The sequence below is a fragment of the Oceanicola granulosus HTCC2516 genome (assembly GCF_000153305.1).
Classification (GTDB): Bacteria; Pseudomonadota; Alphaproteobacteria; order Rhodobacterales; family Rhodobacteraceae; genus Oceanicola; species Oceanicola granulosus.
This window is the reverse complement of the sequence record NZ_CH724107.1, coordinates 2,053,499-2,077,006: the sequence shown is the minus strand read 5'-3', so window position 1 is coordinate 2,077,006 and position 23,508 is coordinate 2,053,499. Positions and strand designations below refer to the sequence as shown.

Genomic DNA, 23,508 nt, shown 5'->3' with positions numbered 1-23,508 from the left:
ACCCACGCCCGTCCCCTCGGGCCCTTGCAAATGGACTTCTCCCGCGGGGCCTGCCATCACGTATCCTTGCGCCAACAAGGAGACCGCGATGACGAAGAAGGACCGCCTCCGCCGCCCCTTCCGCGACAGCCGCCAGGACAGGGTCGCCGCCGAGCAGACCCCCCAGACGCCGCAGGCGGAATCGCCGAGCTACCGGCTCGCCTTCGACGACACCGACTTCCTGCTGCGCGAGGAGCTGCGTCCCGTCCGGCTGCAGCTCGAGCTGCTCAAGCCGGAGCTGATGATGAACGAGGCCGACGTGCAGTCGACCATCGTGCTCTTCGGCGGCGCGCGCATCCCATCGCCCGACCAGAAGGACTCCGCGCGCACCGAGACGCTGGCGGGCCTTTCGGCGCACTATGCCGAGGCACGCAAGTTCGCCCGCATCGTCACCGAGCGCTCGATGAGGAACGGCGGCAGCGAGGACGTCATCGTCACCGGCGGCGGGCCCGGCGTCATGGAGGCGGGCAATCGCGGCGCGGTCGACGCGGGCGGCCGCTCGATCGGGCTCAACATCGTGCTCCCCCACGAGCAGCAGCCCAACGCCTACGTCACGCCGGAGCTCTGCTTCAACTTCCACTACTTCGCGATCCGCAAGATGCACTTCCTGATGCGGGCCCGCGCGGTGTGCGTCTTCCCCGGCGGCTTCGGCACGCTCGACGAGACCTTCGAGTGCCTGACGCTGATCCAGACCGGGCGGATGCAGATGGTCCCCGTCCTGCTCTTCGGCCGCGAGTTCTGGGAGCGGATCGTGGACTGGAAGGCGCTCGAGGAAGCCGGGACGATCTCGCCCGCCGACCTCGACCTGTTCCGCTTCGTGGAGACCGCCGAGGAGGCGCTCGAGGCGATCGACACCTGGCCCGGCGCCGGCGAGCGCCGCCAGACCATTCCGGGGCGGTGACGATGCATCCGGTACTGCTGGTGATGGGGACGGCCGGGTCGGGCAAGTCCACCCTGGGGGAGCTGCTGGCCGAGCGGCTCGAGGCGACGTTTCTCGAGGGCGACCAGTTCCACCCCGAGGAGAACATCGCGCGGATGGAGGCCGGTAAGCCGCTCAACGACGAGATGCGCTGGCCCTGGCTCGACCGCATCGCCGAGGCCGCCGCCGACGCCCGGCAGACGCGGCCGGTGATCATCGCCTGCTCGGCGCTCAAGCGCAGCTACCGCGAGCGGCTGCGCGCCGGGCTGCCGGGGCTGGTGACGATCTACCCCGACGCGCCCAAGGACCTCGTCGCCGAGCGGATGGGCAGCCGCGAGGGCCACTTCATGCCGCTGTCGCTGCTCGACAGCCAGTTCGACACGCTCGAGGTGCCCGGCGACGACGAGGACCACATCGCCGTCAGCGCCCGCCGCCCGCCCGAGGAGATGGCGGACGCCGTGCTCGAGGCGTGGCGCGCCCGCTAGCGCCCGCCGCCCCTCCATAGTCCGTCGCTTGAAGCCGCTGTTTCACGTGCGACGGCGTGCGGCGGAACCGGGCGGAGCCAGGCCCCGCCCGTGCGTTGTCAGAAGTCCAGGTTCTCCACGCTCAGCGCGTTCTGCTGGATGAACTCGCGGCGGGGTTCGACGACGTCGCCCATGAGCTTGGTGAACAGGTCGTCGGCCTCGGTCACGTCGTCGATCTTCACCTGCAGGAAGGTGCGGGCGTCGGGGTCGAGGGTGGTCTCCCAGAGCTGCTCGGGGTTCATCTCGCCGAGGCCCTTGTAGCGCTGCAGGGTGAGGCCGCGTTCGCCTTCCTCGAGGATCGCCTGGAGCAGGCCGAGGGGGCCGTAGATGACCTGGCTGCGGTCCTTGCGGTAGAGGGTGGCGGCGGTGCCGTAGACCTCCTGCAGCGACTGGGTGAAGCTGCCCGAGCGGCGCGCCTCGCCGGAGCGCAGCATCGGGCCGTCGAGGGTGCGGACCTCCTCGACGCCGCGCAGGATGCGGGCGAGGCGGATGCCCTTGTCCTGGGTGATGCGGCCCTGCCAGCCGCGCTCGTACTCGAGCGCGATCAGGTCGAGCCGCGCGGCGACCTTGTCGGCCACGCCCTGCAGGTCGCGCTCGACCTCGCCCGAGACGAAGGCGCCGGCGATGGCGGCCTGCTCGAGGATGTGGCGCGGGTAGTGGGTCGGGAACGCCTCGAGCACTCGGCGCAGCTGGCGGGCCTCCTCGACGACGCGCTTGAGGTCCTGCCCGACGATCTCCTCGCCGGTGCCGAGCCGCAGCGCCGCGCCGTCGACGCCCTGCTCGATCAGGTACTCGTCCATCGCCGCCTGATCCTTGAGGTAGACCTCGGAGCGGCCGCGCGAAACCTTGTAGAGCGGCGGCTGGGCGATGTAGATGTGCCCGTTCTCGATCAGCTGGGGCATCTGGCGGAAGAAGAACGTCAGCAGCAGCGTGCGGATGTGCGCGCCGTCGACGTCGGCGTCGGTCATGATGACGATCTTGTGGTAGCGCAGCTTCGAGATGTCGAACTCGTCGCGGCCGATGCCGGTGCCGAGCGCCATCACGAGGTTGCCGATCTCCTGGCTGCCGAGCATCCGGTCGAAGCGGGCGCGCTCGACGTTGAGGATCTTGCCTTTCAGCGGCAGCACCGCCTGGGTGCGCCGGTCGCGGCCGGTCTGGGCGGAGCCGCCGGCGCTGTCACCCTCGACGAGGAACACCTCGGTCTGGGTCGGGTCCTTCTCGGAGCAGTCCTTGAGCTTGCCGGCGAGGTAGTTGACGTCCATGGCCGTCTTGCGCCGGGTCAGCTCGCGCGCCTTGCGCGCGGCCTCGCGGGCCTGCGCGGCCTCGACGATCTTGCTGACGATCATCTTCGCCTGGCCCGGGTTCTCCTCGAACCACTCGGCGAGCTTCTCCGACACCAGGCTCTCGACGGCGGGGCGGACCTCGGACGAGACGAGCTTGTCCTTGGTCTGGCTGGAGAACTTCGGATCGGGCACCTTCACCGACAGCACGCAGGTCAGGCCCTCGCGCATGTCGTCGCCGGTGAAGTTGACCTTCTCGCGCTTGGCGATGCCGCTCTCGGTGGCGTATTTCGTGACGGTGCGGGTCAGCGCGGCGCGGAAGCCGGCCATGTGGGTGCCGCCGTCGCGCTGGGGGATGTTGTTGGTGAACGGCAGGACCATCTCGTTGTAGCTGTCGTTCCACCACATCGCGACCTCGACGGTGATGTCGTCGCGCATCCCCTCGACGTGGATCGGCTCGGGCAGCATCGCGCTCTTCGAGCGGTCGAGGTACTTCACGAACTCCTTCACGCCGCCCTCGTAGAACAGCTCCACGTGCAGCGGCTCGGCGGGGCGGTCGTCCTCGAGGATGATCCGCACGCCGCTGTTGAGGAAGGCGAGCTCGCGCAGGCGCTTCTCGAGCGTGTGGAAGTCGTAGTCGAGGTTGGAGAAGGTGTCGGTCGAGGCGAGGAAGCGGACCTCGGTGCCGCTGCGGCCGTGCGCGTCGCCGACGACCTTCAGGTGCTCGACGGTCTCGCCGTGTTCGAAGCGGGCCACGTGCTCCTTGCCGTTGCGCCAGACGCGCAGCTCGAGCCAGACCGACAGCGCGTTGACCACCGAGACGCCGACGCCGTGCAGGCCGCCGGAGACCTTGTAGGAGTTGGAGTCGAACTTCCCGCCCGCGTGCAGCTGGGTCATGATGACCTCGGCCGCCGAGACACCTTCGCCCTGGTGAATGTCGACGGGAATGCCGCGGCCGTTGTCGGACACGGAGACGGAGGAATCCGCGTGGATCTTGACGTGGACATGGTCGGCGTGACCGGCCAGGGCCTCGTCGATGCCGTTGTCGACGACCTCGTACACCATGTGGTGCAGGCCGCTGCCGTCGTCGGTGTCGCCGATATACATGCCGGGACGCTTGCGCACCGCTTCCAGGCCCTTGAGAACCTTGATGGAATCTGCGCCGTAATCTTCCGGGATGCGCTCGGGTTCAGCCATCGGAAATTCCTTCGTTCTTGCTGGCTGTCATATACGAATTCTGGGGGGCAATGTCACGTCATTGCGCTAGATTTTGCGCGTCAGGTGAAGGGGATGACCGCCCCCACCGCCACCAGCAGCCCCCCCGCGGTCCGGTTCGTGCGCCGCAGCGCGCGCGGCGAGGTCAGCAGCCGCCGTGCGCGGTCGATCATCCCGGCCAGAACGAGATTGCCCAGCAGCGGCACCAGCGCCGAGAGGCCGGCGATCGCCAGCATGTCGGGCAGGGTCAGGGCGGTCAGGTCGAAGAAGCCCGGCAGCACGCCCATGTAGAACAGGATCGCCTTCGGGTTGCCGAGGATCACCGCGAGGCCCGCGACGAAGCCCGCCCACATGCCGGGGCGGGTGAGGCGGCTGTCGGTGGCGACGGTCTTGTCGGCGTTGCGCCAGATCAGGACGCCCATCACCACGAAGGTCAGGCAGGCGACCCAACGCAGCACCGTCATGAATCCGGCGAACGCCGAGACGATCCAGCTGACCCCGAGGATCGCCAGGAACGGCCAGAGCACGTCGCCCACCACCACGCCCATCGCCAGCGGCCACGCGGCGCGGTAGCCGCCCGAGAGGGCGCGCGCGGTGAGCGCCACCCAGACCGGGCCCGGGGTCAGGAACAGGATCAGCAGCGCGCCGGCATAGAGGCCGAGCTGGGCGAGGGTGACGGTCACGGCGCCTCCGGCAGGGTCAGCGTGCCGTCCTCGGCGAGCGGCCAGAACGGGTTGTGCGCGATCTCCCAGACATGGCCGTCGGGGTCGGCGTAATAGCCCGAGTAGCCGCCCCAGAACACCCCCTCGGGCGCCTTCAGAGCCTCCGCACCGGCGGCCAGCGCGGCCCGCCAGGCGGCGTCCACCCCGGCGCGGTCGGAGAAATTCTGCGCCAGTGTCATCGCGCCGGTGCCGAGGGTCGCACCGGGCCGGCCCTGTTCCTCGGCCAGCGCCTCGCGTCCGAACAGGCCGAGAACGAGGCCGTCGAGTTGGTAGAAGGTGACGCTCTCCTGGCTCTGGCCGTGCGGGGTCCAGCCGAGCGCGGCGTAGAAGTCCCGGGCGCGCGCGAGGTCACGCACGCCGAGGGTGATCAGGCTCACGCGCTGGGCTTTCATTTCGTCCCCTCCCTTCAGAACCGGCCGCCGGCCAGGTCGACGGGAGCATCCTCGTCCCATTCGAGCCCGGCGTCGAGGACCAGCACCATCAGGTCGTCGTCGCGCACGCTCCGCGCGTCGCCCGAGCGCACGCCCCCCACCTCGGTCCAGCAGACCTCGTTTGTCACCCGGCGAAAGCCGTGGGCGGCGTAGACCTTGGCCACCCCGAACAGCAGCACCACCTGCGCGGCGCTCGCCCGCGCCTCGTCGAGCGCCGCCGCGACCAGCGCCCCGGCGATCCCCTCGCCGCGCCGCTCGGGGGCGGTGCAGACCTCGGCGAGCCCGAGCATGTCGAACAGCCGGTCGCCGAGCCGGATGCCGCGACAGGTCAGCGCCATGTGCCCGACGATGCGCCCGCCGTCGCGGGCAAGCAGCCGGACATGGTGGCGCTGGCCGTGGTAGCTGCGCCCGCCGAAGCCCGCGTCGACTCCGAAGCAGCGCTCGATCAGCGCGGCGGCCTCCGCCTCGGTCTCGTGGTCGAGCCGCACTTCCTCGATCCGCTCGATCCTCATCCCAGCACCTCGCTCACCCCGTCCGTCTCCCGCACCTCCAGCCGCTGCGCCCGGTCGCCGAGCTCGGCGAACAGCTCCGGGCCGGTGCCGGTCATCCACGCCTGCGCTCCGAGCGCCACGATCTCTTCGTAGAGCGCGGCGCGGCGGGCGGCGTCGAGATGGGCGGCGACCTCGTCGAGCAACAGCAACGGCGGCATGCCCGTCCGGGCCGCCAGCGCGCGTGCGTTGGCGAGGATCAGCGAGATCAGCAGCGCCTTTTGCTCGCCGGTCGAGCAGTCGCGGGCGGGGACGTCCTTGGCGGCGTAGGTGGCGGCGAGGTCGGTGCGGTGCGGTCCCGCCAGCGTCCGGCCCGCCGCCATGTCGCGGCCCCGCCCGGCGGCGAATGTCTCGCGCAGCGCCGCCTCGTCGCCCGGCAGCTCGCCCTCGGACTGCTCGAGCGCCAGCGTGGCGACGGGAAACGCCGTCTCCGCCCCCTCCTGTGCCTCGGCGAGCGCCGCCAGCACCTCGACGCGGCCCGCATGGATGCGCGCGCCCGCCCGCGCCATCTGCGCCTCGAGCGCGCCGTACCAGCTCGGGTCGCGGACCTCGTCCTTCAGCAGCCGGTTGCGCTCGCGCATCGCCTTCTCGTAGGCCAGCGTCTCGGCCGCGTGGTCGGCGTCGAAGCTCAGCACCGCCCGGTCGAGAAACCGGCGGCGACCGTCGGCCCCCTCGATCCACAGCCGGTCCATGCTCGGGATCAGCCACAGCACCCGCACCACCCGCCCCAGCGCCACCTGCGCCGCGGCCTTGCCGTCGATGCGCACCTGCCGCGCGGCGCTCGCCTCGCTCCACGTCTCGATCTCGTGCGGGCGGTCGGGCGCGGCAACTTCGGCGGTGACCTTCCAGCCCACCGTCTCGGGCCGGCGCGTCATCTCCGCCGCCCCGGCGCGGCGCAGGCCGCGGCCGGGCGACAGGATCGAGACCGCCTCGAGCAGGTTCGTCTTGCCCGCCCCGTTGGCGCCGTAGATCGCGACGGGGCGCGCGTCGACCTCGACCGCGGCGCGCTTGTGGCTGCGGAAGTGCGACAGGGTCAGGCGGGTGATGGCAAGCCGGCTCATCGCACGTCTGTGCGCAACTTCGCCGGCAAGATCAACGTGCGCGGGTCAGACCCGCATCGGCATCACGACGTAGACGGCGGAGGTGTCGTCGCCCTCGCGCATCAGCGTCGGATCGCCCGAGGAGTTGAACAGGAACACCGCGTTCTCGCGATCGACCTGGCTGGCGATCTCTAGCAGGTACTTGGCGTTGAAGCCGATATCGAGCTTCTCGTCGCCGTAGGCCACCGCCAGCTCTTCCTCGGCGTTGCCGGAATCGGGCGCGTTGACCGACAGGATCAGCCGGTCCTCGTCGAGGCTCAGCTTCACCGCGCGGCTGCGCTCGGACGACACCGTCGCGACCCGGTCGACGGCCTTGGCGAACTCACTCGCATCCACCTCGAGCCGCTTGGCGTTGTTGGCCGGGATGACACGGGAATAGTCGGGGAAGGTGCCGTCGATGACCTTGGAGGTGAGGGTGATGTCGGGCGTGGCGAAGCGGATCTTGGTCTCGCTGACCGACACCGCGATCTGCATCTCGTCGTCGTCGAGCAGCTTGCGCAGCTCGCCCACAGTCTTGCGCGGCACGATCACGCCGGGCATCTCCTCGGCCCCCTCGGGCAGGGCGGCGTCGATGCGCGCCAGCCGGTGGCCGTCGGTGGCGACGCAGCGCAGCGCGCGGCCGTCCTCGCCCTCCGCGACATGCATGTAGACGCCGTTGAGGTAGTAGCGGGTCTCCTCGGTGGAGATCGCGAACTTCGACTTGTCGAACAGCCGCCGCAGCACCGGCGCGTCGGCGGTGAAGTTGGTGGCGTATTCCGACGAGGCCATGACGGGGAAATCCTCGCGCGGCAGCGTCGCCAGCGAGAAGTTCGACCGGCCGGCCATGATCTGCAGCCGCCCGCTGCCGCCGTCTTCGGCCAGCGTGACGAGCGCCCCGTCGGGCAGCTTGCGCACGATCTCGTTGAGCGTGACCGCCGCGACAGTCGTGGCCCCCGCGCGCTCCACCTGCGCCGGGGCGCGGTCGACCACCTCGATGTCGAGGTCCGTGGCGCGGAACTGGACGCCGTCGCCCTCGGCCTCGATCAGCACGTTGGCGAGGATCGGGATCGTGTTGCGGCGCTCGACGACCGATTGCGCCTGCGCCACCGCCTTGAGCAGCGCGCCGCGTTCGATGGAGAATTTCATGCCCTCGCTCCGTCTTTGGCCGATCCGTCCGTCCGGGAGGGCAAAGCTACCCAATTCCCGACCCGGCTCAAGCGGATTCCTGCCCAGTCCGTCAAGTGTTGCACGGCAACAAGGCCGCTTACTGCTCCAGCGTCCGCCGCAGCATCTCGAGATCCTCGGAGATGGCGCTGTCGGTCTGGCGGAGCTCGTCGATCTTGCGCACGCCGTGCATGATCGTGGTGTGATCGCGGCCCCCGAAACGCTTGCCGATCTCGGGCAGCGAGCGGTTGGTCAGCTGCTTGGACAGCCACATGGCGATCTGGCGGGGCCGGGCGTAGGAGCGCATCCGGCGCGGGCCGATCAGGTCGGACAGGCGGATGTTGTAGTGCTCCGAGACCTTGCGCTGGATCTCGTCGATGGTGATCTTGCGGTCCGACGCGCGCAGGATGTCGGCGAGGCAGTCCTGGGTCAGCTCGAGGTTGATCTCCTTGCCCACCAGCGAGGCGAAGGCGAACAGCCGGGTCAGCGAACCTTCGAGGACGCGCACGTTGTTGGAGATGCGGTGCGCGAGGAACTCGAGCACGCCGTCGGCGACGACCAGCTCGGGGTGCTGGCTGCGATACTGCTCGACCTTCGACTGCAGGATGCCGAGGCGCAGCTCGTAATCCGTCGGGTGCAGGTCCACCACCAGCCCGCTCGCGAGGCGCGACGAGATGCGGTTCTCGAGGTCGCGGATCTCGCCCGGCGCGCAGTCGGCGGAGATGACGATCTGCTTGCCCGCGTCGGCGAGCGCGTTGAACGTGTGGAAGAATTCTTCCTGCGTGCTGTCCTTGCCCGCGATGAACTGCACGTCGTCGACCATCAGCACATCGACCGAGCGGAAGAAGTGCTTGAAGTCCATCATCTTGCGCTCGCGCAGCGCGGTGACGAAGCGGTACATGAACTGGTCGGCGGACAGGTAGAGCACGTCGAGCTCGGGCCGGTTCTGGCGCATGTCGTGGGCGATCGCGTGCATCAGGTGCGTCTTGCCGAGCCCGTTGCCGCCGTAGAGGAACAGCGGGTTGTAGGCGACGGGCCCACCCTCGGCGACCCGGCGGGCGGCGGCGTGGGCGAGCGCGTTGGGCTTGCCGACGACGAACGTGTCGAACGTGTAGCGCTCCTCGAGCCGGGCGCTCTCGGCGACGCCGCGGCGGGCGCCGGCGGCCGCGGGCGCGGCAGGCTGCTGCTTCTGCTGCTGGGGGCCGGCGGTCTCGTCGTTGCGCACGACGAAGGACAGCCGCTCGACCTCCTGGCCGGCGCGGGCGAGCAGGTAGACGATCTGGTCGGCGTAGTTCTGGTTGACGTAGTTGCCGATGAACAGCGTCGGCACGGAGCAGGTGAGCACGCCGTCCCTGAGCGTCTCGAAGACGAGGGGCTCGATCCAGTTGGTGAACTTGCTTTCACCGACCGCGCCGCGCATCTCCTGCTTGACGTTAATCCACTCGTCCTGCGTCATCATTGTTCCAGCCTGTCCCAATCGTCGTGACATCCGCCACCTTCCCCATCACTTGGCGGACTGCCCGCCTCCAAGCGCGGTCAAGGACGCTCCCTGGGAACAAACCGGCAGCGTCCCCCGCCTTGCCTCATGAGCGGGAGCTGCTTCGGTTCTCGTGCCATGGCTCCATCGTTCGCCGGTTACGGCGTGACGGTGGCGGAGCCGCGGCTCTACGGAGCATGGCGGGCCGGTCCGGCTGGTATCCTCCAGCATCCGGCACGACGGACGAGGGTTGTCAGGACCAACCCAGCAGCGCGCTGGTCCCCCTCGATCCTCTGGCGTTCTTCGGTAACCGATTCGTGACCCCGGGTCCCACCCAAGCCACTTGCGTCTGCCTCAGTTCGCCGATTCCATGTTCCCCCAGGTCTGCGTTCGTGAATCGCTCGGTCAAGCTAGCAAGGGGTCTGCGAGCCCTTCAACAGAACAACTCGCTTGACTCGGGCTTTGGCTGGAGCGGCATTTCGAAGAATCTCGAAGCTGCTTGAATCCGAAGGACTCCCCTTCGATTCGGTTGCTCCGGCTGTTGCTGAAATGACAAAGCGCGCCCCGAAGGACGCGCTTTGTGGTGTAGCAATGACGCTGGGTCGGCCGCGACGCGGCCGCGGGTCAGCCGAGCTTCTTCACGCGGCTGGCGAGGCGGGAAATCTTCCGCGACGCGGTGTTCTTGTGGAAGACGCCCTTCGTGACGCCGCGCATCAGCTCGGGCTGGGCGGCGCGCAGCGCGTTGGCGGCGGCGTCCTTGTCGCCGGAAGCGAGCGCTTCCTCGACCTTGCGCAGGTAGGTGCGGATGCGCGAGCGGCGGGCCTTGTTGACGGCGAGGCGGCGCTCGGCCTGGCGGGCGCGCTTCTTGGACTGCGGCGAGTTGGCCATGTGTCGGTTCCCTTTCCCGGGTCAGTTCGAATGTCGTCGCGCAATGAGACCCGGGCCGGGTCCGACGACCCGACAATTCTTGCCAGAGCGGGCATCACGCGCATGTAGCCGGCGCCTATAAGGCAGATCGGCGGGCTTGGAAACCGCGAAAACGCGCCGCGCGCTACTTGTCGCGGAACTGCGCCTCGCGCTTCTCGCGGAAGGCCGACATCCCCTCCGACTGGTCGTCGGTCGAGAACATCGCGTAGAACATCGCCCGCTCGAAGCGCAGCCCCTCCGCGAGCGAGGTCTCCTCCGCCCGGTTCACGGCCTGCTTCACCGCCGTCGTGGCGAGCAGCGACTTCTCGGCGATCCGCCCCGCCGCCGCGAGCGCTTCCTCGCGCAGCTTCTTGACGGGCACCACACGGCTCACCAGCCCGGCGCGCTCGGCCTCCTCGGCGTCCATGAACCGGCCCGTGAGGTGCATGTCCATCGACTTCGAGCGGCCGACCAGCCGGGTCAGCCGCTGGGTGCCGCCCATGCCGGCGATGACGCCGAGGTTGATCTCGGGCTGGCCGAACTTGGCGTTTTCCGCCGCAATGACGAAGTCGCACATCATCGCCAGCTCGCAGCCGCCGCCGAGGGCGTAGCCCGCCACCGCCGCGATGACCGGCTTGCGCACGTTGGCGAAGCGGTCGGTGTCGCGGGCGTAGAGCTGGTTGACGTACATGTCGACGAAGCTCTTGTCGGCCATCTCCGTCACGTCGGCGCCGGCGGCGAAGGCCTTGTCGGAGCCGGTGACGATGATGCAGCGCACCTTGTCGCTGCGATCCGCCTCCTCGAGCGCCTTCACCAGCTCACCGAGCAGCTGGCTGTTGATGGCGTTCATCGCGTCTGGGCGATCCAGGGTGATGGTGCAGACATCGTCGGACGTTTCGACGACAATCGTCTCGTAGGCCATGATCGCGGTCCCTGCTGCCGGAGGCTAAGTCCCCACGCTTAGCAAAGGGGCGTCGGGGTTCAAGCTATCTTTGACAGACCGGGCAGTAGAAGCTCGACCGCCCCGACTGCACGATCCGCGCCACCGTCCCGGCGCAGCCCGGCTTCGCGCAGGGGTGGCCCTCGCGGTCGTAGACCTCGAACGTGTGCTGGAAGTAGCCCAGTTCGCCGTCGGCCTGACGGTAGTCGCGCAACGACGATCCCCCCGCCTCGATCGCCTCCGCGAGCACCGCCCGCACCACCGGCACCAGCCCGGCGAGCCGCGCCGGCGCGATGCGGCCGGCCTTGCGCCGCGGGTGGATCCCCGCCCGGTGCAGCGCCTCGCAGACATAGATGTTGCCAAGCCCGGCGACGATCCTCTGGTCCAGCAGCGCCGACTTGATCGGCGTCGCCCGCCCGCGCAGCCGCGCCACGAGGTACGTCTCGTCGAAGCTGTTGCCGAGCGGCTCCGGCCCCAGCTCCGCCAGCAGCCAATGGTTCTCGAGCGTCTCCGTCGGCCAGAGATCCATCGCTCCGAACCGGCGCGGATCGTTGAAGGTCACCCGCGCGCCGCTCGCCATGTGCAGCACCACGTGGTCGTGCTTCTCCGCCGCCGCGTGCTCCTGGTGGAACTGGCCCAGCGGATCGCCCGACACCACCATCCGCCCCGACATCCCCAGGTGCACGATCAGCGTCTCGTCCCCCTCGAGCTCGACAAGCAGGTACTTCGACCGCCGCCCCAGACGCAGCACCCGCCGCCCCGTCAGCCGCTCGGCCAGCCGTTCCGGAAACGGCCAGCGCAGGTCCGGCCGGTTGACCTCCGCCCGCGCGATCGTCGCACCCTCCATCGCCGGCGCGAGCCCGCGACGGACTGTCTCGACCTCTGGCAATTCCGGCATCGTGCGCTTCCTTAGCCCTGCGGCGCGTTGTCTGCGCCGCCGAGCGCCTATAGAAGGGCGCGGCCTCAGAAGGTTGCAAGTGCCGATGACCCACGACCGAGACCAGACCACCCATTTCGGCTACGAAACCGTGCTGGAAGACCAGAAGGCCGGGCGGGTCCGCGGCGTGTTCTCCTCCGTGGCGAGCCGCTACGACGTGATGAACGACGTGATGAGCGGCGGCGTGCACCGGCTCTGGAAGGACGCGATGATGGACTGGCTCGCGCCGCGGCCGGGCCAGCGCCTGCTCGACGTGGCCGGCGGCACCGGCGACATCGCCTTCCGCTTCCTGCGCCGCGCCCGCTCCGGCCACGCCACCGTCTGCGATCTCACCGAGCCGATGCTCGTCGAGGGCCGCAAGCGTGCCGACGCCGCGCGCATGGCCGACCAGCTCGACTGGGTGGTGGGCGACGCGATGTCGCTGCCGTTCCCGGACGCGAGCTTCGACGTCTACACCATCTCCTTCGGCATCCGGAACGTCACCCGCCCCGCCGAGGCCCTCGCCGAAGCCTACCGCGTCCTGCGGCCGGGCGGGCGGCTGATGGTGCTCGAATTCTCCCGGGTGCCGACGCCGTCGCTGCGGCACCTCTACGACCTCTACTCCTTCAACGTGATTCCGCGCCTCGGCCAGGTGATCGCCAACGATCGCGACAGCTACCAGTACCTCGTCGAGTCGATCCGCCGTTTCCCCGACCAGGAGACCTTCCTGTCGATGGTGCGCGACACCGGCTTCGGCAACGCGAAGTACCGCAACCTGACGATGGGCGTCGCCTGCCTCCATTCCGGCTGGAAGCTCTAGGTGCGCGGCCCCCACAACATCCTGCGACTTATCCGGACCGGCGCCACCTTCGAGCGGACCGGGGCGATGCAGGTGGTCATGGATGCCCTCGCCGCACCCCGCCTCGTCCGGATCGTCATGCGCGGCCTCGTCTGGCCCTTCCGCTGGCTCGGCTACCCGGGTGATTCTGCGATGCCTCCGGTCACCCGCGCCCTCACGGCGCTCGGCCCGGCCTACATCAAGTTCGGCCAGATCCTCTCGACACGCCCCGACGTCGTCGGCACGGACCTTGCCCAGCAGCTCCGCGTCCTCCAGGACAAGCTTCCGCCCTTCGGCCGCGATGTCGCGCTCACGGAGTTCGAGCGCGAGATCGGCCGTCCCGTCGACACCACCTTCTCCTCCTTCTCGGAGCCCGTCGCCGCCGCATCCATCGCCCAGGTGCACAAGGCCATCCTTGCCGATACGGGCGAACCGATTGCAGTCAAGGTGCTGCGCCCCGGAATCGAACGCGCCTTCCGCCGTGACATCGACGCCTTCTACTTCGCCGCGCGCGTGGTCGAGGTGCTGTCGCCATCTTCGCGGCGCCTGCGCCCGCTCGATGTCATCAAGCACTTCGAGGGGGTCGTGCTGGGGGAGCTCGATCTGCGCCTCGAAAGCTCCGCCGCTTCCGAATTCGCCTCGAACACCGCGCAGGACGACGGCTTCCAGGTGCCCGACATCCGTTGGCACCTGTCCGGTCGGCGGGTCATGACCCAGACGTGGGCGGAAGGGATCGGCCTTGGCGACATCGCCGCCCTCGATGCCGCCGGGCACGACCGCAGGCGGCTCGCGGCCCGCGTGCTCGAGCTGTTCCTGAGCCATGCCCTGCGAGACGGCATGTTCCATGCGGACATGCACCAGGGCAACCTCAAGGTGGCGGCGAACGGCGACATCATCGCCTTTGATTTCGGCATCATGGGGCACATCGACGAATACACGCGCCGCGTCTATGCCCAGATCATCTTCGGCTTCATCCGCCGCGACTATCGACGCGTCGCAGAGGTCCACTTCGAGGCCGGCTACGTCCCGTACGACCGCGACGTCGACGAGTTCGCGCGGGCGCTGCGCGCGGTGGGCGAGCCGATCTTCGGGATGGACGCCTCCCGCATCTCCATGGCGCGATTGCTGGCATACCTGTTCGAGGTGACCGAGCGCTTCGGCATGGAGACCCGGACCGAACTGATCCTGTTGCAGCGCACGATGGTTGTGGTCGAAGGCGTGGCGCGGTCGCTCGATCCGCACATGAACATCTGGGAAGTCGCGCGGCCGGTTGTCGAGGGCTACATCCGCAAGCACCTCGGTCCTGCCGCTTTCGCGAAGGATCTTGCCCGGACGGTACAGGTCTTGGCGCGGTTCGGCCCGCGGCTGCCCGACCTGGCGCAAGCCGCGCTCATAGAGCGCTCGCGCGAGGTGCACGAGGAGTCGCCAGACCGACGTTGGCCACTCGTGGCGGCGGGGCTGGGCGGTGCTACGCTCGTGGCTCTCGGCGTCCTGATCGGCGCAAGCTTCTAGAGCAAAACGGGGCATCATGGTACGCGCAGTGCCGTGACTTCCGAAGCCGGAGCGGAGGCTCCACCCGACAGGACGACATGGGCGGTGCCGTCTCTCATTCGCACCTCCCGAACACTTGCATAAACTTCGGCAGGCACCGTGCCGAGGCTCTCGCCCGCGGCGAAGCTTTCAATCTCGAAGCTCAGGCGCCTGCCGCTCACGTCGTTGCCCGGCGCCGGATGCCAACCAAGTATCTGCTCCTCGGCTTCCACCGGCTGCCGTTCGAGCTCGATCCCGTTTTCGTCACGCAACACGATGTAGGCCAGATCAGCGCCCTCCGCGGGCTTCACCACCACGTCGATTGCAGTGCCAACATAGCTCACCGCTGCCGCGACGCGCGCCTCTCGCCCGACCCAATCGGCTACTTGTCCAAGGCCGGCTGCACCCAGCTGTTCGGAGAGTGAGGTTAGGAGGTCGTTCGTCAGAACCTGCTGTTCGACTTGGGAGAACGTCGCCAACTGTACCGCATAGTCGGCTGATTCGACCGGGTTCAGGGGGTCCTGGTTCTTCAGCTGCACCGTCAGCATTTTCAGGAACGTTTCGAAATCCGAGGTCAGGTCGCTCGTCGCCGGCGCGGCATTGGAGGCCGCGGGCTGAGGTTCTGAAACGTTGCTTACTAGATTCATGCTTGTCTCCTAGATCCTGAGATCGACCCCGTCGCTCGAGCTTGCGGAGGGTGCCGTCTGTGGGGGAGGCGAGGTGTCATCGTCGGCTTCGGCTTCGGGAGGTGCATCGGCCGACGGTCGGCCGAAGCGCTCCGCTTCACGACCAGTACCGGCGAAATCGAACGAAGCGGTGCCGCCTCCCGCCGAGCGGAGTTCCAGTGTCAGCAAGTCGATGTGTCTGCGGATCAGATCGAGTGTCTCCGGCCGCTCCGTCGCGATGACCACGTGCAAGCCTGTCTCCGAGGTCGCGACGTTGAGCGTCACACGCCCAAGTTCGCGAGGATCAAGCTGTATTTCCGTCGTTCCGGGTGCGACGGCTTGAATTGCCACTGCGATCTGGCGCGAAGCTTTCTGTGCATGTGCTGCAGGTTGCACCGGACTGGACATCGGCGACGGCGGGCGTGGCAGATCGAGGGGAGACGGATAGGAGATCGCAGGATGGTCTGGGAGGTTCCGAATCTCGGCGGAAGCCACCGTCCTCTTCTGAATGTTTGCGACGTCAACCTGCTGAATCTGCAGTTGCGCCAACATCAGGCGGCCGGGCTGACGAAGCACCTGCTGTGGCTGCGCAGGCGGCACTTCTCTTAGGGATGAAGCGGCAGTATCGAGGATTGGCCCGGCCGGACCGCCTCGAAGCCGGGACGCTTCAGATGCGGACGCAGGGGCGTGCTGCTCTTGCAATCGCTCCTGCGTCACCCGCGCCTTTGTCGCACCGATGACCGGGCTGACGGATTCCGGTGAAGTGGTCGGCGAATTGCGGTACCGTGCCGCCTTGGGCTGTTCTATCGGCGTTGGCGAGGTCCTATCCTTGACTTGGATGTCTTGCAGCCGATGAACGATAGCCGGAGCTGGTGAACCGTGCGAAGCGACGAGTTCAGCACCTGCACGATGTTCTAGGCGCTGCGCCGCGATTGGCTGCCAGCCCTCCTGTCTGGCGGGTTCTGCTTTCGACTGGAGAGGCATCCGGACCTCGGTCGAAGGGCTAGATACGGACGGGGGTGCCCCCCGGTCTGCAGGATGCCGGATCGGGTTGGCAAGGCCGATCTCGGACCCACTCAGGCCACTCGATCCGGGCCCAACGAGTGCTCGCGCAGGTCCCTTCTCATCCTGAGGATCGACACTCTCTGTCGCAGCTGCGCCCGGTTGCGAGACCGAAGGCACATGCTCCGTGACCATTGCCGGCACCGGTTGTGTCACGCGCAGGTCTGCTTCTTTGGGAGGCGCAGAAGCCCGCGGTAGAGCTACGGGCTCAGGTTGCTTGGGCGGATCAGCGCGTGACCCGGCAGGATCGTCGCGAAGCGGGGCCGACTCTCTCGGAGGCTCGGATGGCGGCCTCCAGGCCAGTTGCGCTACTGCGACTTCGGGAGCTGCGAGTGAATCTGGAACATCTTCGGTCGGATCTTCGGCCGGGCCCAGCTCCGTCAGCTGCGCCTCCTCAAGGAGCGGACCGCTGGAGACCGGCTTGGCGGCGTCATCGAGGGGCAACTTCGGAATCGGCGAAGGTTCCGGCTCTGCCGGTACGGCGTCGCCTTCCCGGGGCTCCAGGTGCGGAGGTTCGTCGACCTCCCGCGAAACCGGTTGTTCCTTGCAAGAGAGGTGCTCTCCAGGATTCTCCTCCACGTCCGGTTCATCCACGAGGTCGCCGAAGGATCGCGCCAGTTTAAGCGAAGCTTGCAGCAAGACAGGCACCTGCGCCTGATTCGATGGCAGTGGGATGTCGGAAATCAGATGCATTCGGCACTCGATCTGTTTCGATCGTCCTACGACCAAAGCCTTACCAATTGTTTACTCGTGGCGAGATAGAGTCGGCAGAATGGTTCGAATTGGAGATAGCCGTGCAACCAGTCTCACCCATCGCCGTTTCGCCTGCCGATCCGTTGCGGTCCGCAGCCCGGAAGCTTGAGGCCGTCTTCCTCGCCGAGATGCTCAAGGCAACCGGATCTGGCGCGGCACGAGGGGCCTTTGGAGGCGGGGTCGGCGAGGAGCAGATGGCGTCGTTCCTTCTCGAAGAGCAGGCGCGCGAGATGGTGCGCTCCGGCGGCATCGGGCTCAGCGAATCGCTCTACGAGGCTCTTCGGGATCGGCGCGATGGCTGAGGTGATTCACGATCTTCGGAGCCTGCTTGAGCACGAGCGTGAACTCCTCCTAGATGGGAATCTCGAGGCTGTCGGGCAACTTGGCGCCGCGAAGGAGCAGTGCCTTGAAGCGCTAGGGGGCTGCGAAGACCGAGCCCCGCTGAGGCATCTCGCGGATCAGCTCGAGCGCAATCAGCGCCTCTTGGAGTCGGCGCAGGCCGGCGTCCGCGCGGCCCGCGCACGGTTGGCTCTGGTCGAACACGTGCGCCGGGAGCTGAACATCTACAAAGCCGATGGGCGGAGAGCGATTCGACGGAGCATCGGCCAGTTAGAAACGAAACTATGAGAATTGGAGGTAAATTGTTGGCGGACTCCGGCTCCGTATTAGCAGTTTCTTCACCCGTCAGCGGCATGGTCTGCCTGCCTTCTGAGAGGGCAGCGGCGGGGAGAAGCCACCGCTAATTTAGCAAAGTCAGAATGACAATTCATGTCGCCACGAAGTGCGCGACAGCCAACTCGAACTCGCCGCGCAAAGCGCGTGCACGAAAGGACCAATAACGCATGTCCAGCATTCTGACGAACAATGGGGCCATGGTCGCCCTTCAGACGCTGAAGACTCTGAACCAGGACCTGAGCAAGACCCAGTCCATGATCTCGACCGGCAAGGCGGTCGCGACGGCGAAGGACAATTCCGCCGTCTGGGCGATCTCCAAGGTCATGGAGTCCGACGTCCAGGGCTTCAAGGCGATCTCGAACAGCCTGGCCCTCGGCGAATCGACGGTGTCGGTCGCGCGACAGGCCTCGGAGACGGTCACCGATCTGCTCACGCAAATGAAGAACAAGATCGTCGACGCTCAAGCCGATAACGTCGACCGATCTAAAATCCAGGACGATGTCCAGGCCCTGACCGACCAGATCAAGTCCGTCGTCGGCGCCGCTCAGTTCAACGGACTGAACCTCGTCAACGGCTCTTCGAGCGACTTCAACACCAACGGCAACGTCGGCACCAACATCCTGTCCTCGCTCGACCGTGACAACCTCGGCGGGGTGACGGTATCGAACATCGGCGTCGATGCGCAGAACCTCTCGACGACGACGGGTGACGCGCTCACCGCTGCGACCAACTCGGTGGCGACCCTGACGGAGAACGGCGGCGCGAGCGACACCACGCAGGTCGCCCTCGGCTCGGCCTTCCTCGATGCATCGGGCGGTGCGACTGGCACGACGGCTCTGAAGTCGAGCGACGCCGGCGTCGATACCGCTGTCGCGACCGGTCTGGTCGAAGGCGATGTGATGCGGCTGAAGATCGGCAACATCGAAGGCAGCTACGTGGTCCGGGAAGGCGATACGGCTGATGCGGTTCTCTCTGGCCTGAAGAACGGCCTGATGGCGGCGGGGCTGGACGACACGAAGTTCAACCTGTCCCTCGGTTCCGGCACTCTGGATGTCGAGAACCTGACCAGTGACGCCGGGATCGGCATCTCCCTTAGCCAGGAGCGCGGCACAGGGGCGCTGGCGCAGCTCGCGACGCTGGATGTCTCGACCAAAGCCGGAGCCGAGACGGCACTGAGCAACATCGAAGGCATGATCCAATCGGCGACTAACGCTGCCTCGGCATTTGGCTCGGTGCAGTCGCGCGTCGAAACCCAAGCGAGCTTCGTGTCCGATCTGACCAACTCGCTCAAGTCGGGGATCGGCGCACTCGTCGATGCCGACATGGAGGAGACTTCGGCGCGGCTTCAGGCACTGCAGGTGCAACAGCAGCTGGGCGTGCAGGCGCTTTCGATCGCCAACCAGGCGCCGCAGTCGATCCTCTCGCTCTTCCGCTAAGCGAGAAGTTTCGCGGGGCGCTTCGGCGCCTCGCACACTCGCTGCGCTGAAGCCGCGCAGCTATCCCATCAGTCCCGAAAGGACGTCCTCGTGAACGTCATCGAACGCGCTCATCGAGCCTACGCCCCAACGACTTCACCGATCCGCACTGGTCGTGCCACCGAGCTCCAGCTTTTCGGCCGGGCAACTGCTCGCCTCAAAGCCGCTGTGGCGTCAGCACCGTACGACATGCCCGCTCTGGCAGCTGCCCTGCACGACAATCGTCGCATCTGGATCCACATGGCCGCCGAGGTCGCCGACCGAAACAACGCGCTGTCGGAGGACTTGCGCGCGCGTCTCTTCTACCTGTCCGAATTCGTGGGCTACCAGACGCGCAAGGCTCTCAAGGGGCAAGGTGGCGTGGCCTCCCTCATCGAGGTGAACACCGCTGTCATGCGGGGCCTCACCGGGCAGGGAGGAGGAGAATGACCTGCCTCGTGCTGAAACTCGGCCCGCGCGAGCGCGTGCTCGTGAACGGCGCTGTCATCGAGAACGGGGAGCGACGCTCGCGCTTGTCGATCCTGACCGCCAACGCGAATATCTTGCGTCTGCGCGACGCGATCCGTCCGGACGAGGTGACGACTCCCGTTCGTCGGGTCTGCTACATCGCTCAGTTGATGCTCGCGGGCGATGCCGGTGAGCTGGAGGGCCGGCATCAGCTGATGCGCGGGATCGAGCAGTTGAGCCACGTCTTCCTGGACGAGGACAGTCGCGGCCGCCTGGATGCAGCGACCGTCGCCGTAAAGCATGGCGAGATCTATCGGGCGCTGAAGCAGCTGCGGACACTACTTCCGAGAGAGGAACGTCTCATCAACATCGCCGGGCCGGCGGCATGAGCTTCCAGCCGGTTCTCCCGCTTGCCGGGTACGCCGGCTATCGCTTTTTGGCGCGGACGCTCGAGGTGCAGCAAGCCGCCTATGCCGCGAGCGCACCGATAGAGCGAGCGACCGAGAGCTTTCGGGAGAAGGTACCGCAGATCACCTCGATCGACGACTTGCTCGACGACCGGCAGGCGATGCAGGTGGTGTTGGGTGCATTCGGACTGGATGATGATATCGACAGCGCCGCCTTCGTGCGGAAGGTGCTCGAGGAGGGCACGGTCGCGCCTGACTCGTTCGCGATCCGACTTTCGGACAAGAGGTACCTCCAGCTCGCCGATGCACTCGGTTTCGGTGATCTCGGCGGAGCGGGCAAAACGCAGTGGCTCGGCTTCGCCGACGTCATCGTGGCGCGGTACGAGGCGCGGCAATTCGAGCGTGCGGTCGGGGAGCAGGACGAGCAGTTGCGCATCGCGCTGAGCGTCTCCCGCGGCGTGGAGGAAGTGCTGCAGGGGCAGGACGGTCGGACCGCCCGCTGGTTCGCGATCATGGGCAACGCGCCGCTGCGCAGCGTCTTCGAGACGGCGCTGGGATTTTCCTCGAGCTTCGGCAGCATCGATCTGGATCAGCAGCTCGAGCAATTCCAGGAGCGCACCGAGTCAGTGCTCGGCTCCGGTGATCCGGCAGACTTCGAGAACGAGGCTGTACAGGAGAAGCTGATCCGGCTTTACATGGTGCGCACGGAAATGGCAGCGAGCCAGTCGCTCTCGGGCGCTGCAGCTGCCCTGACGCTCCTGCAAGGGCTCTGATCGGTCATCGCGCGCCACTATTCAGGGCGCGGCGCAGCGCGGCGAAGCTCTCGCTGACCGACGCCGAGCGCTGGGCGAGGAAGCCGTCGAGCGCGTCGTGGCACGCAATCGCCTCATCGATGCGAGCGTCGGAACCAGAGGCATAGAGGCCGGACTGGATCATCATCTCGGCGCGGTCATAGCTGCCGAGCAAGGCGCGGGCGCGGCTGATGAGGCTGTTTTCGACATCGCTGGCCGCTGCCGGCAGCGCGCGGGAGACGGAGCGCAACAGGTCGATGGCCGGGAAACGGTTGCGCTCGGCGACCTTCCGATCGAGGATGACATGGCCGTCGAGGACGCCGCGCAGCATGTCGGCGACGGGCTCCTCCATGTCGGACCCCGCGACGAGGACCGAGAAGACCGCGGTGATGTCGCCCGCGTCTTCGCCCGGGCCGGCGCGCTCGCATAGTGCGGCGATCGCGCCGGCCGTCGACGCCGGGAAGCCGCGCAGGCTCGCCGGCTCGCCCTGCGCGGCGGCGAGTTCACGGTGCGCCTCGGCGAAGCGGGTGACGCTGTCGAGCAGCAGCAGCACGTGGTGGCCGGTATCGCGGAAATGCTGGGCGACGGCCATTGCCGCCGGGGCGCAGCGGCGGCGGACCTGCGGTGCCGTGTCGGACGTGGCGGTGACCACGATGGCCCGCGCCATGCCTTCCGCGCCGAGCACCTCGTCCACGAAGGTGCGCAGCTCGCGCCCGCGCTCGCCGACGAGCCCGATGACGACCACGTCCGCCTCGACACCGCGCGCGAGGTCGCCGAGCAGGGTCGACTTGCCGACGCCCGAGCCGGCGAACAGCCCCAGCCGCTGGCCGCGCACGAGGGGCAGCAGGGTGTCGAAGACGGCGAAGCCCGTCGAGAGCCGCGCCCCGAGCGGGCGGCGTCGGTGCGGGCGCGGAGGCGGTGCAGCGCGCGGCCGCCGGCCCGTGCCGGGCAGCAAGGGACGGCCATCGAGGGGGCGGCCGTCCGGGTCGATCACCCGCCCGAGCCAGTGCGGCCCCGGGGCGAAGCGCACCGGCGGCTCGAGGCGGACCGGCGTGCGCAGGCTGATCCCTTCCGTCCCGCCCTCGAGCAGCACCCGCGCGGTGCCGTCATCGAGCCCGATCACCTCGCCGCGCCGCCCGTCGAGCGAGGGCAGCGTCACCGGATCACCGACGCGCACGCCGGCGCCGAAGCCCGTCACTTCCAGCGCGGCGCTCGCGACGCCGGAGACGCGGCCGAGCAGGTGGCGGACGCGCAGGTCGCCCAGGCGTTCGCGCACGAGGTCGATCTGATCGATTGGCATGGCGTCTCCGATTCCCGTTGGTTGCCAACCGTATCTTAAGGAATCGCCCTTAAGGCTTGGTTGAAGCCAATCGAGGGAGAAGCCCCGATGTTCGACAAGCTCGATGTCATGCAGACCTCCGCCGCAATGGCGCGGCACGCGAGCGCCCGGCAGGTGCTGGTCGCCCGCAACATCGCCAACGCCGACACGCCCGGCTACCGTGCCCAGTCGCTGCCGCCATTCCGCGAGGTGGCTGGCACGGGCCGCGCGCTGGCGCAGACCAGGGCGGGCCACTTCGGCGGCAGCGGCCGCGCGCCGCCCGGCGCGGCCGCGGCCGAGCCCGCGCCGAACGGCAACTCCGTCTCGCTCGAGCAGCAGATGGTGGCCGCGGCCGAGGTGCAGCGCGAGCATTCGCGCGCGCTGACGGTCTACAAGCACGCGCTCGACGTTCTGCGCCTCTCCGTCGGAGGTCGATAGATGAGCGACTTCAGCCAGGCGCTCGATGTCGTCGCCAGCGGCCTGCGCGCCCAGTCCGCGCGCCTGCGGCATGTCTCGGAGAACATCGCCAACAGCGACACCCCCGGCTACCGCCGCAAGACGGTCACCTTCCGCGACGCCTTCGGCGCCACGGCGGGCGAGGTGGCGGTCGGGCCGGTCCGGCTCGACGACAGCGCGCTCGAGCGGATCTTCGATCCGGCCCATCCGCTTGCCGACGAGAGCGGTCACTTCGAGGGCTCCAACGTCGATCTGCTGATCGAGATCGCCGACGCCCGCGAGGCGCAGCGCAGCTACGAAGCCAACCTCAAGATGTTCGAGCAGGTCCGGCAGATGTCGACCTCGCTGCTCGACCTCTTGCGCCGATAGGAGACAACCGATGAACCTCCCCAGCTCCCTCGTCGCCAATGCCTACGAGACCAACCGAGCGGCCACCGCGCCCGGCCCCGACGCCGGCGGAAGCCCCGTCGGCCAGCTCGCCGACGACTTCCTCGCCACCCTGCGCGCCAGCGAGGAGACGGCGATGGCGGCGATGACGGGCGACGCCGATCCGCACGCGCTCGTCCAGGCGCTCGCCCAGACCGAGCTCGCGCTCGAGGCGGCGGTCGCGGTGCGCAACAAGGTCGTCGAGGCCTATCAGGAAATTTTGCGGATGCCGGTCTGATGAGCGAGTCGCACTTCTACGACGTGGTCCGCCACGGCCTCTGGGTCGCCGTCGCGATGTCGCTGCCGATCCTGTCGGTGGCGCTCGTCGCGGGGCTGGCCGTGGGGCTGTTCCAGGCGCTGACCTCGATCCAGGAGATGACGCTGACCTTCGTGCCCAAGCTCGCGGCCATCGTCGCGATCTTCTGGGTCACGATGGGCTTCATGACCGGCACGCTCACCGCGTTCTTCCGCGACACGCTCGTGCTGATGATGGTGGGGTACTGAC

The 23,508-nt window shown here is 68.0% G+C and carries 27 protein-coding genes; 14 read left to right on the top strand and 13 right to left on the bottom strand.

The annotated features are described in order from the left end of the window. The first annotated feature begins 88 nt into the window (after window positions 1–88). On the top strand, window positions 89–940 hold the full coding sequence (locus OG2516_RS10055) for an LOG family protein (protein ID WP_007255555.1): 852 nt from the start codon (window positions 89–91) through the stop codon (window positions 938–940). Between the two features lie 2 nt (window positions 941–942). After that, on the top strand, window positions 943–1,443 hold the full coding sequence (locus OG2516_RS10050) for a gluconokinase (RefSeq protein WP_050769130.1): 501 nt from the start codon (window positions 943–945) through the stop codon (window positions 1,441–1,443). Window positions 1,444–1,541: 98 nt separating this feature from the next. Here the strand turns inward: OG2516_RS10050 and gyrB are convergent, their stop codons facing one another. The 10 genes from gyrB to mutM all read right to left on the bottom strand — a co-directional run bounded on the left by gyrB (window position 1,542) and on the right by mutM (window position 12,142). Further along, window positions 1,542–3,959 carry a DNA topoisomerase (ATP-hydrolyzing) subunit B gene (gene gyrB, locus OG2516_RS10045; RefSeq protein ID WP_007255553.1) on the bottom strand — a complete coding sequence of 806 codons (2,418 nt, stop codon included), beginning with the start codon at window positions 3,957–3,959 and terminating at the stop codon, window positions 1,542–1,544. Window positions 3,960–4,039: 80 nt separating this feature from the next. Beyond that, window positions 4,040–4,660: a LysE family translocator gene (locus tag OG2516_RS10040; RefSeq protein ID WP_007255552.1), complete on the bottom strand. Its 621-nt coding sequence runs from the start codon at window positions 4,658–4,660 to the stop codon at window positions 4,040–4,042. After that, complete coding sequence (locus OG2516_RS10035; protein WP_007255551.1) at window positions 4,657–5,091, bottom strand: VOC family protein; 435 nt, start codon at window positions 5,089–5,091, stop codon at window positions 4,657–4,659. The genes OG2516_RS10040 and OG2516_RS10035 overlap by 4 nt, the downstream gene beginning before the upstream one ends. Before the next feature lie 14 nt (window positions 5,092–5,105). Continuing rightward, complete coding sequence (locus tag OG2516_RS10030; RefSeq protein WP_007255550.1) at window positions 5,106–5,642, bottom strand: GNAT family N-acetyltransferase; 537 nt, start codon at window positions 5,640–5,642, stop codon at window positions 5,106–5,108. Beyond that, window positions 5,639–6,739 (bottom strand): DNA replication/repair protein RecF, encoded by a 1,101-nt coding sequence (gene recF / locus OG2516_RS10025; RefSeq protein ID WP_007255549.1) that lies wholly within the window; start codon window positions 6,737–6,739, stop codon window positions 5,639–5,641. The genes OG2516_RS10030 and recF overlap by 4 nt, the downstream gene beginning before the upstream one ends. A gap of 45 nt (window positions 6,740–6,784) precedes the next feature. Then, entirely contained in the window at window positions 6,785–7,903 is a 1,119-nt protein-coding gene (gene dnaN / locus OG2516_RS10020; RefSeq protein WP_007255548.1) for a DNA polymerase III subunit beta, read from the bottom strand. A 118-nt stretch (window positions 7,904–8,021) separates the two neighbouring features. Next, window positions 8,022–9,377, bottom strand: coding sequence for a chromosomal replication initiator protein DnaA (gene dnaA / locus OG2516_RS10015; protein ID WP_040615756.1), 1,356 nt, complete (start codon window positions 9,375–9,377; stop codon window positions 8,022–8,024). A 645-nt stretch (window positions 9,378–10,022) separates the two neighbouring features. Further along, window positions 10,023–10,286, bottom strand: a complete 264-nt coding sequence (gene rpsT, locus OG2516_RS10010; RefSeq protein WP_007255546.1) for a 30S ribosomal protein S20 — start codon at window positions 10,284–10,286, stop codon at window positions 10,023–10,025. 163 nt (window positions 10,287–10,449) lie between these two features. Beyond that, window positions 10,450–11,226, bottom strand: coding sequence for an enoyl-CoA hydratase-related protein (locus OG2516_RS10005; RefSeq protein ID WP_007255545.1), 777 nt, complete (start codon window positions 11,224–11,226; stop codon window positions 10,450–10,452). A 64-nt stretch (window positions 11,227–11,290) separates the two neighbouring features. Continuing rightward, a complete protein-coding gene (gene mutM / locus OG2516_RS10000) occupies window positions 11,291–12,142 on the bottom strand; it encodes a bifunctional DNA-formamidopyrimidine glycosylase/DNA-(apurinic or apyrimidinic site) lyase (RefSeq protein WP_007255544.1) in 852 nt (283 codons plus the stop codon). An 85-nt stretch (window positions 12,143–12,227) separates the two neighbouring features. Between mutM and ubiE the strand changes: the two genes are divergently transcribed. Together ubiE and ubiB are read left to right on the top strand one after the other, a co-directional pair. Next, complete coding sequence (gene ubiE, locus OG2516_RS09995; RefSeq protein WP_040615083.1) at window positions 12,228–12,980, top strand: bifunctional demethylmenaquinone methyltransferase/2-methoxy-6-polyprenyl-1,4-benzoquinol methylase UbiE; 753 nt, start codon at window positions 12,228–12,230, stop codon at window positions 12,978–12,980. Next, window positions 12,981–14,510, top strand: a complete 1,530-nt coding sequence (gene ubiB / locus OG2516_RS09990) for a 2-polyprenylphenol 6-hydroxylase (protein WP_007255542.1) — start codon at window positions 12,981–12,983, stop codon at window positions 14,508–14,510. Between the two features lie 14 nt (window positions 14,511–14,524). On the opposite strand, the gene OG2516_RS09985 is transcribed toward ubiB, so the two are convergent. Both OG2516_RS09985 and OG2516_RS20430 read right to left on the bottom strand, forming a co-directional pair. Next, window positions 14,525–15,175 (bottom strand): flagellar hook capping FlgD N-terminal domain-containing protein, encoded by a 651-nt coding sequence (locus OG2516_RS09985; RefSeq protein WP_040615081.1) that lies wholly within the window; start codon window positions 15,173–15,175, stop codon window positions 14,525–14,527. Between the two features lie 9 nt (window positions 15,176–15,184). Next, window positions 15,185–16,177, bottom strand: coding sequence for a flagellar hook-length control protein FliK (locus OG2516_RS20430; protein ID WP_192808365.1), 993 nt, complete (start codon window positions 16,175–16,177; stop codon window positions 15,185–15,187). Between the two features lie 872 nt (window positions 16,178–17,049). Between OG2516_RS20430 and OG2516_RS09975 the strand changes: the two genes are divergently transcribed. The 6 genes from OG2516_RS09975 (at window position 17,050) to OG2516_RS09950 (ending at window position 20,785) form a co-directional block, all read left to right on the top strand. Beyond that, window positions 17,050–17,310, top strand: a complete 261-nt coding sequence (locus OG2516_RS09975; RefSeq protein ID WP_245544285.1) for a rod-binding protein — start codon at window positions 17,050–17,052, stop codon at window positions 17,308–17,310. Beyond that, a complete protein-coding gene (locus OG2516_RS09970; RefSeq protein WP_007255539.1) occupies window positions 17,303–17,635 on the top strand; it encodes a hypothetical protein in 333 nt (110 codons plus the stop codon). Before OG2516_RS09975 ends, OG2516_RS09970 begins: the two co-directional genes overlap by 8 nt. Window positions 17,636–17,850: 215 nt before the next feature. Next, entirely contained in the window at window positions 17,851–19,119 is a 1,269-nt protein-coding gene (locus OG2516_RS09965; RefSeq protein WP_007255538.1) for a flagellin, read from the top strand. Between the two features lie 90 nt (window positions 19,120–19,209). Beyond that, window positions 19,210–19,587 carry a flagellar biosynthesis regulator FlaF gene (gene flaF, locus OG2516_RS09960; protein ID WP_040615076.1) on the top strand — a complete coding sequence of 126 codons (378 nt, stop codon included), beginning with the start codon at window positions 19,210–19,212 and terminating at the stop codon, window positions 19,585–19,587. Further along, on the top strand, window positions 19,584–19,994 hold the full coding sequence (flbT, locus tag OG2516_RS09955) for a flagellar biosynthesis repressor FlbT (RefSeq protein ID WP_007255536.1): 411 nt from the start codon (window positions 19,584–19,586) through the stop codon (window positions 19,992–19,994). The genes flaF and flbT overlap by 4 nt, the downstream gene beginning before the upstream one ends. Then, on the top strand, window positions 19,991–20,785 hold the full coding sequence (locus tag OG2516_RS09950; protein ID WP_007255535.1) for a DUF1217 domain-containing protein: 795 nt from the start codon (window positions 19,991–19,993) through the stop codon (window positions 20,783–20,785). The genes flbT and OG2516_RS09950 overlap by 4 nt, the downstream gene beginning before the upstream one ends. Before the next feature lie 4 nt (window positions 20,786–20,789). On the opposite strand, the gene OG2516_RS09945 is transcribed toward OG2516_RS09950, so the two are convergent. Beyond that, complete coding sequence (locus tag OG2516_RS09945) at window positions 20,790–22,103, bottom strand: FliI/YscN family ATPase (protein ID WP_007255534.1); 1,314 nt, start codon at window positions 22,101–22,103, stop codon at window positions 20,790–20,792. Between the two features lie 87 nt (window positions 22,104–22,190). Between OG2516_RS09945 and OG2516_RS09940 the strand changes: the two genes are divergently transcribed. Genes OG2516_RS09940 through OG2516_RS09925 form a run of 4 tightly spaced genes read left to right on the top strand, consistent with a single transcriptional unit; the run spans window position 22,191 to window position 23,507 of the window. After that, window positions 22,191–22,559: a FlgB family protein gene (locus OG2516_RS09940; RefSeq protein WP_007255533.1), complete on the top strand. Its 369-nt coding sequence runs from the start codon at window positions 22,191–22,193 to the stop codon at window positions 22,557–22,559. After that, window positions 22,560–22,946, top strand: coding sequence for a flagellar basal body rod protein FlgC (gene flgC, locus OG2516_RS09935; protein ID WP_007255532.1), 387 nt, complete (start codon window positions 22,560–22,562; stop codon window positions 22,944–22,946). Between the two features lie 10 nt (window positions 22,947–22,956). Further along, window positions 22,957–23,241, top strand: coding sequence for a flagellar hook-basal body complex protein FliE (fliE, locus tag OG2516_RS09930; RefSeq protein WP_007255531.1), 285 nt, complete (start codon window positions 22,957–22,959; stop codon window positions 23,239–23,241). Further along, window positions 23,241–23,507 (top strand): flagellar biosynthetic protein FliQ, encoded by a 267-nt coding sequence (locus tag OG2516_RS09925; RefSeq protein ID WP_007255530.1) that lies wholly within the window; start codon window positions 23,241–23,243, stop codon window positions 23,505–23,507. Before fliE ends, OG2516_RS09925 begins: the two co-directional genes overlap by 1 nt. Window position 23,508 lies beyond the last annotated feature (1 nt).

What these genes read in the sequence shown, in the direction of transcription:
- OG2516_RS10055 (WP_007255555.1), top strand. Translation starts at nt 89, where the DNA reads ATGACGAAGAAGGACCGCCTCCGCCGCCCCTTCCGCGACAGCCGCCAG.
- OG2516_RS10050 (WP_050769130.1), top strand. Translation starts at nt 943, where the DNA reads ATGCATCCGGTACTGCTGGTGATGGGGACGGCCGGGTCGGGCAAGTCC.
- gyrB (WP_007255553.1), bottom strand. Translation starts at nt 3,959, where the DNA reads ATGGCTGAACCCGAGCGCATCCCGGAAGATTACGGCGCAGATTCCATC.
- OG2516_RS10035 (WP_007255551.1), bottom strand. Translation starts at nt 5,091, where the DNA reads ATGAAAGCCCAGCGCGTGAGCCTGATCACCCTCGGCGTGCGTGACCTC.
- OG2516_RS10030 (WP_007255550.1), bottom strand. Translation starts at nt 5,642, where the DNA reads ATGAGGATCGAGCGGATCGAGGAAGTGCGGCTCGACCACGAGACCGAG.
- recF (WP_007255549.1), bottom strand. Translation starts at nt 6,739, where the DNA reads ATGAGCCGGCTTGCCATCACCCGCCTGACCCTGTCGCACTTCCGCAGC.
- dnaN (WP_007255548.1), bottom strand. Translation starts at nt 7,903, where the DNA reads ATGAAATTCTCCATCGAACGCGGCGCGCTGCTCAAGGCGGTGGCGCAG.
- dnaA (WP_040615756.1), bottom strand. Translation starts at nt 9,377, where the DNA reads ATGACGCAGGACGAGTGGATTAACGTCAAGCAGGAGATGCGCGGCGCG.
- rpsT (WP_007255546.1), bottom strand. Translation starts at nt 10,286, where the DNA reads ATGGCCAACTCGCCGCAGTCCAAGAAGCGCGCCCGCCAGGCCGAGCGC.
- OG2516_RS10005 (WP_007255545.1), bottom strand. Translation starts at nt 11,226, where the DNA reads ATGGCCTACGAGACGATTGTCGTCGAAACGTCCGACGATGTCTGCACC.
- mutM (WP_007255544.1), bottom strand. Translation starts at nt 12,142, where the DNA reads ATGCCGGAATTGCCAGAGGTCGAGACAGTCCGTCGCGGGCTCGCGCCG.
- ubiE (WP_040615083.1), top strand. Translation starts at nt 12,228, where the DNA reads ATGACCCACGACCGAGACCAGACCACCCATTTCGGCTACGAAACCGTG.
- OG2516_RS09985 (WP_040615081.1), bottom strand. Translation starts at nt 15,175, where the DNA reads ATGAATCTAGTAAGCAACGTTTCAGAACCTCAGCCCGCGGCCTCCAAT.
- OG2516_RS20430 (WP_192808365.1), bottom strand. Translation starts at nt 16,177, where the DNA reads ATGCCTCTCCAGTCGAAAGCAGAACCCGCCAGACAGGAGGGCTGGCAG.
- OG2516_RS09970 (WP_007255539.1), top strand. Translation starts at nt 17,303, where the DNA reads ATGGCTGAGGTGATTCACGATCTTCGGAGCCTGCTTGAGCACGAGCGT.
- OG2516_RS09965 (WP_007255538.1), top strand. Translation starts at nt 17,851, where the DNA reads ATGTCCAGCATTCTGACGAACAATGGGGCCATGGTCGCCCTTCAGACG.
- flbT (WP_007255536.1), top strand. Translation starts at nt 19,584, where the DNA reads ATGACCTGCCTCGTGCTGAAACTCGGCCCGCGCGAGCGCGTGCTCGTG.
- OG2516_RS09950 (WP_007255535.1), top strand. Translation starts at nt 19,991, where the DNA reads ATGAGCTTCCAGCCGGTTCTCCCGCTTGCCGGGTACGCCGGCTATCGC.
- OG2516_RS09945 (WP_007255534.1), bottom strand. Translation starts at nt 22,103, where the DNA reads ATGCCAATCGATCAGATCGACCTCGTGCGCGAACGCCTGGGCGACCTG.
- OG2516_RS09940 (WP_007255533.1), top strand. Translation starts at nt 22,191, where the DNA reads ATGTTCGACAAGCTCGATGTCATGCAGACCTCCGCCGCAATGGCGCGG.
- flgC (WP_007255532.1), top strand. Translation starts at nt 22,560, where the DNA reads ATGAGCGACTTCAGCCAGGCGCTCGATGTCGTCGCCAGCGGCCTGCGC.
- fliE (WP_007255531.1), top strand. Translation starts at nt 22,957, where the DNA reads ATGAACCTCCCCAGCTCCCTCGTCGCCAATGCCTACGAGACCAACCGA.
- OG2516_RS09925 (WP_007255530.1), top strand. Translation starts at nt 23,241, where the DNA reads ATGAGCGAGTCGCACTTCTACGACGTGGTCCGCCACGGCCTCTGGGTC.